Here is a 4206-nt window from a genome sequence, read left to right as displayed (position 1 = left end):
TGCCTACATCGTGCAAGCAGATGACAGCTTGCGTGTATGGGATGACACCACCAAAGCATGGGTAGATGGTGGCTCAATTCAAGGCCCCCAAGGTATTGCTGGTGAACAAGGCATCCAGGGTGCACAGGGTGAAGTTGGCCCTGCTGGCGCTCAAGGTGTAGAAGGCCCTGCTGGYRYSCAAGGTGTACGTGGTACTGGTTGGTTTACTGGWRYTGGCGCRCCAACAGATGTTCCYGGATCAGTWCCTGGTGATCTTTACCTAGAAAGCGTTACCGGTGATGTCTACGTATTGAACTAAGGGCCATAGGGCCAAGGGCCAGGGGCCAAGRSCCMAAGCAAGCTGTATTCAAGGGAATTGCCTTTTCTTTGAATACAGCTGTTGCCTATTCAAGAGTCCTCTCTTAACGGGGGGATTTTTTATTGCGAGCAAACGCAACATCTGCACAGAACGGGGAACACTGGCAGCAGTTACACCACTGCCATGCTTACCACCGGCTCAATCACCACAGAAACCTTCAGCGCTGCTTTGCTTGGCCTGGAAGATCTCAGCTTGCGGCTTACAGCAGCGGCCCAGCTCCAGTTTCTAATCCTGAAAAGCATCCACGTTTGCGGTTAATGCTTTCGGATCTCTCGGAGGTGATGCAGTGCTGCGAGAAAGATTTAGGTTTGTATCAGCAGTGAAGACCTTCTGCGCCTAGCGCTCCCCTAGCAGCTCCGCTCAGGTGTTTGCTCCATAGCAACCAACTAAACTGCGTTCACTTCACTTCACCTCATAACAAATTAGGAAATGGCATTTACTGAGATTGAGCAAGTAAGCCAACTTGTAGAAAGTATTATTCCTGATAAAGAACTTAGACATAAGTGCCTTTGTATCTTTGCGGATTCAATAGAGAAGTTAAATGAAATTAAGCCAGCGCTCTGGGGAGTGCAATGCAATGATAAAAAAATTCCAGCAGTGAGACTTTACGCTGGCAATTACGTTGTGCTGACAATTGAGAAGGACTGTGTTTGGCTTCCGTTAGATAAGAAAAATCTGGAAAAATCGCCTGAGATTGGCAAGAACATCGAAGCTTTGCCGGTATGGGAGTGGGACAAGGGAGAGTACAAAGATTATAAAGATACTTCTGGGAACGTTATTTCTAAGAATGGATTTTACAAACCATCAAAATCTCATGATGATGATTGGCCGCCTCTCAAAGATCTTCACTTTGCGTTCCTAGGCCTATTAGCGGATAGGTCGCTCAGAAAAAGTAGCAGGAGATTGGATCAGCCAGCTGTTATTTTATATCTGAAGCATGAATTGGATCGCAATATTCCGTCTTTGTATGTGGTGCCGGAGGATGCAGATCTATCTGAGGATGAATATCCATCTGAGGATTTTCCCCTTACTGAAGAAGTGGCCTCAAAAGTCAGATACGAAGGCTCTTCAACACAGATTATAGTAACAAAGTATGAGCGTAATCGAAAGGCTAGAAATGAGTGCCTTGAACATTATGGGGCGCGATGTGTCGTGTGCGATTTTGCATTCGCTGAAAAATACGGCCCCACAGCAGCAGGATTTATGGTCGTTCATCATTTGACTCCACTGAAGGATATAGGTGAAAAATATGAAGTGAACCCAATCAAAGACTTAAAACCAGTCTGTCCTAATTGTCATGCCGTCATTCATCATAGGAAAGAGACTCCTTTCACTATAGAGGAAATGCAGCGGATGATCTCAAACAATCAGCTTCCTCTCGCCTAATAGCTCCACCCAGGTAATCGCACCATATCCGCCACTGAGAAGCTGTTGGCATCGCTTCCTTGCCGCCTTATCTGCTTCAGGGGGCAAAACATGCGGGTGGACTGATTGCCATTGCTCGAGTTGTTTTTTTGCCACCCGTTTGTCTTTAAGTGCTTGTTGCTTAGTCACTGCAATTTCTTCATCAGTTGTGTAGTTATTACCGCCACGTATTGCAGAAATATTTTAATTATATAGTTAACTCTGAACCATCGGCGATTTACCTTCCAACCATCCGCAAAACATCATGACCATTCGTTTTCGTCCTTTTCTATTAGCACCTTCTGTTGTTGCTCTTTCTATCTTCTCAGCTTCAGCCCATGCACAGGCAACCGACTATCCCAACAGTTGTAGTTTTAACGGCACATGGGAGAACTGCAGACTAACTGGAGAAGGCCAATCTATAAACGTTACTTACGCAAAAGACGGTAAAAAAATTGAGCTTGAGATGGTTGGCAACGATTGGGAATGCAGCAAAAAAAATGAGCCCAGCAATTCTCGCCGTTGCGGCAAAATATTGATTACCGAAAGGAAAGAAGGCAGAACAACCTGGGGCACTTACATGGTGACACGTATGAGCAGCGGCTTTGCTGTTCGCAGTTCCAGAGGTAATACATACTATTTCGAAAAGTAAGTCAATGCTGGCTGATCTATCTGAGGTGATGCAATGCTGCGAGAATGATTTGGGGCTTTATCAGCAGTAAAGACCTATTTAGGGGAGCAGAAGCTACTCCCCATTGCCACGGCCATTGGCCCTCGGCGGCCTATGAAGCCACTAGCGACACGGCCGCAAGCTGCCGATCACTACCTACTGGGATGGGATCAAATGGAGCATTTAATTCCTCCGGCCAAATCAGCTTTGATGCTGCATTTGCATCACGCATTACCTGGAAGAGAATTTTTGGCTCTTCTTTTAATAGCCCAATCCAATAGCTTAAATAAGCTGCATGGGATTCAATTTCAGATCCAATTTCCAATCGATCACCGAGCAAAACTGCGCCTAATTCAGCTATTAGCTCTTCTACGGCATAGCTTTTGGAGCCAAATTTTCCTTTCTGATCGCGATCAAGCCTTGAGTGATGGCCCGTGGAATGGATCGCTTCATGGGCCCAGGTGGCACAAAATGCAGCAGGGGTATTAAAGGCTGATCTTTCGGGTAACTGAATCCGATCAATAACAGGCGCGTAAAAAGCTTGATTACCGCCAAAGCTGACTGGAACTTTCCAGCTTTTTAAGGCAGCTTCTGCATTTTCTAGCCGCTCTGGCTCTGGCTTTACTTGATAGCCAGCCTGGAATTTACGCAGCTTGATCAATTCCTCAAGCTTCTCGCCTTCTAGATCATTGGCATTGAATACAGCGGTGGGCTTAAAGGCCATCCATTCTTTGATGCTGGGATCACCTTTGCTGCCATCAGCCAAGGCAGCGCCTTCTTCTTCATAACGGTTTAATTGCGGGCGCACGATATAAGCGCATTTAGAACCTTTCTTAGGGGTAATCCCCAGCTTTTTCGCTTCTGCGTAGCCGCACCAATAGGGCAATGCTGAACCTCTAACGTGCATGCCGATCGTGAGCAAGATCACATTGGAGCCTCGGTATTGATGGCCGCTTAAAAGATTTACATGATGCCCTGAGCAGCCATCTTCTGCCCAAGGCTTACGCCAAGGCGCGATACCTGCCTCCATCAATTCAATTAAACCAGCAACGATCTTTTCTTCTGGCGTGGGGCCATTAAACTTTTTCTTGGCAGTAGACATTTGCGAGGAAACGCAGGACTGCCTTGTGACTCGATATGAGGGCAAGGGTTCGCGCAGCGAACTTGCCTTAGCCCTTGCGCCATATCGAAACAATGCAGAAACCTGCGTGACGAATAAACATTTGCTTTTGGTGTACCCCTATCACGTTGTTTTGTATCACCTAGATCTATGAATGCTGGATTTATGCACCTAAGGCAACAGTTAATAGCGCCGGCCCCGCACCCGATGTCAATTCTCTRCATCCCATTGCCGGCCATTCTTYTGCTYTTTTRCTTCTTGGCCTTTTAGACCCAAAGGGTAGATTTTGGGGCGCGGCCCCATGTGGTGAGTGCTCGTAACCCCGACCGGGAGGGAGGGGGTGGAGAGCACGAACACAAAAAAGGGGGCCGGAGCCCCCTAGATGGCCCTAGGGCCTAGATAACTGAAACCGTACAGCCGGGCATTCCTTGGAACTTAGATGCATAGGCAAATGCTTTCTCAGCTGGAATAAAACGCAGCTTTTTAACGGGCTTACCGCGGCGACCAAAGTTTTCAATGCTGCAGGGCTGAGCACCACCTTTTTTGATGCCAGGTGCATAACGATGCACGATCAGCAGACGGATATTACAAAAAGGGCCTTGGGGAGCTGCCATGGGAAAAATAGAGAAGAACACCCAGAACGCGCCACTCTGC

Annotated in this window: 5 protein-coding genes and 1 pseudogene; 4 read left to right on the top strand and 2 right to left on the bottom strand. The window is 47.3% G+C overall.

Annotation, left to right across the window (positions count from 1 at the left end):
- The 4 genes and pseudogenes from C7K08_RS16165 to C7K08_RS15280 all read left to right on the top strand — a co-directional run.
- A pseudogene (locus C7K08_RS16165) lies at nt 1-298 on the top strand (hypothetical protein); the annotation flags it as partial.
- A gap of 183 nt (nt 299-481) precedes the next feature.
- Nucleotides 482-616, top strand: coding sequence for a hypothetical protein (locus C7K08_RS16680; RefSeq protein WP_272867441.1), 135 nt, complete (start codon nt 482-484; stop codon nt 614-616).
- A 171-nt stretch (nt 617-787) separates the two neighbouring features.
- Nucleotides 788-1744 carry an HNH endonuclease gene (locus tag C7K08_RS12945; RefSeq protein WP_106500983.1) on the top strand — a complete coding sequence of 319 codons (957 nt, stop codon included), beginning with the start codon at nt 788-790 and terminating at the stop codon, nt 1742-1744.
- A gap of 283 nt (nt 1745-2027) precedes the next feature.
- A complete protein-coding gene (locus C7K08_RS15280) occupies nt 2028-2414 on the top strand; it encodes a hypothetical protein (protein WP_133165276.1) in 387 nt (128 codons plus the stop codon).
- Nucleotides 2415-2544: 130 nt separating this feature from the next.
- On the opposite strand, the gene C7K08_RS12935 is transcribed toward C7K08_RS15280, so the two are convergent.
- Complete coding sequence (locus tag C7K08_RS12935; protein WP_106500981.1) at nt 2545-3534, bottom strand: ArdC family protein; 990 nt, start codon at nt 3532-3534, stop codon at nt 2545-2547.
- A gap of 413 nt (nt 3535-3947) precedes the next feature.
- A partial coding sequence (locus C7K08_RS12930) for a hypothetical protein (RefSeq protein ID WP_241537263.1) occupies nt 3948-4206 on the bottom strand: 259 nt, incomplete at its 5' end.

It is taken from the genome of Synechococcus lacustris str. Tous, from assembly GCF_003011125.1.
GTDB classification, from domain to species: Bacteria; Cyanobacteriota; Cyanobacteriia; order PCC-6307; family Cyanobiaceae; genus Synechococcus_D; species Synechococcus_D lacustris.
This window is presented reverse-complemented; position numbering and strand designations above follow the sequence as displayed.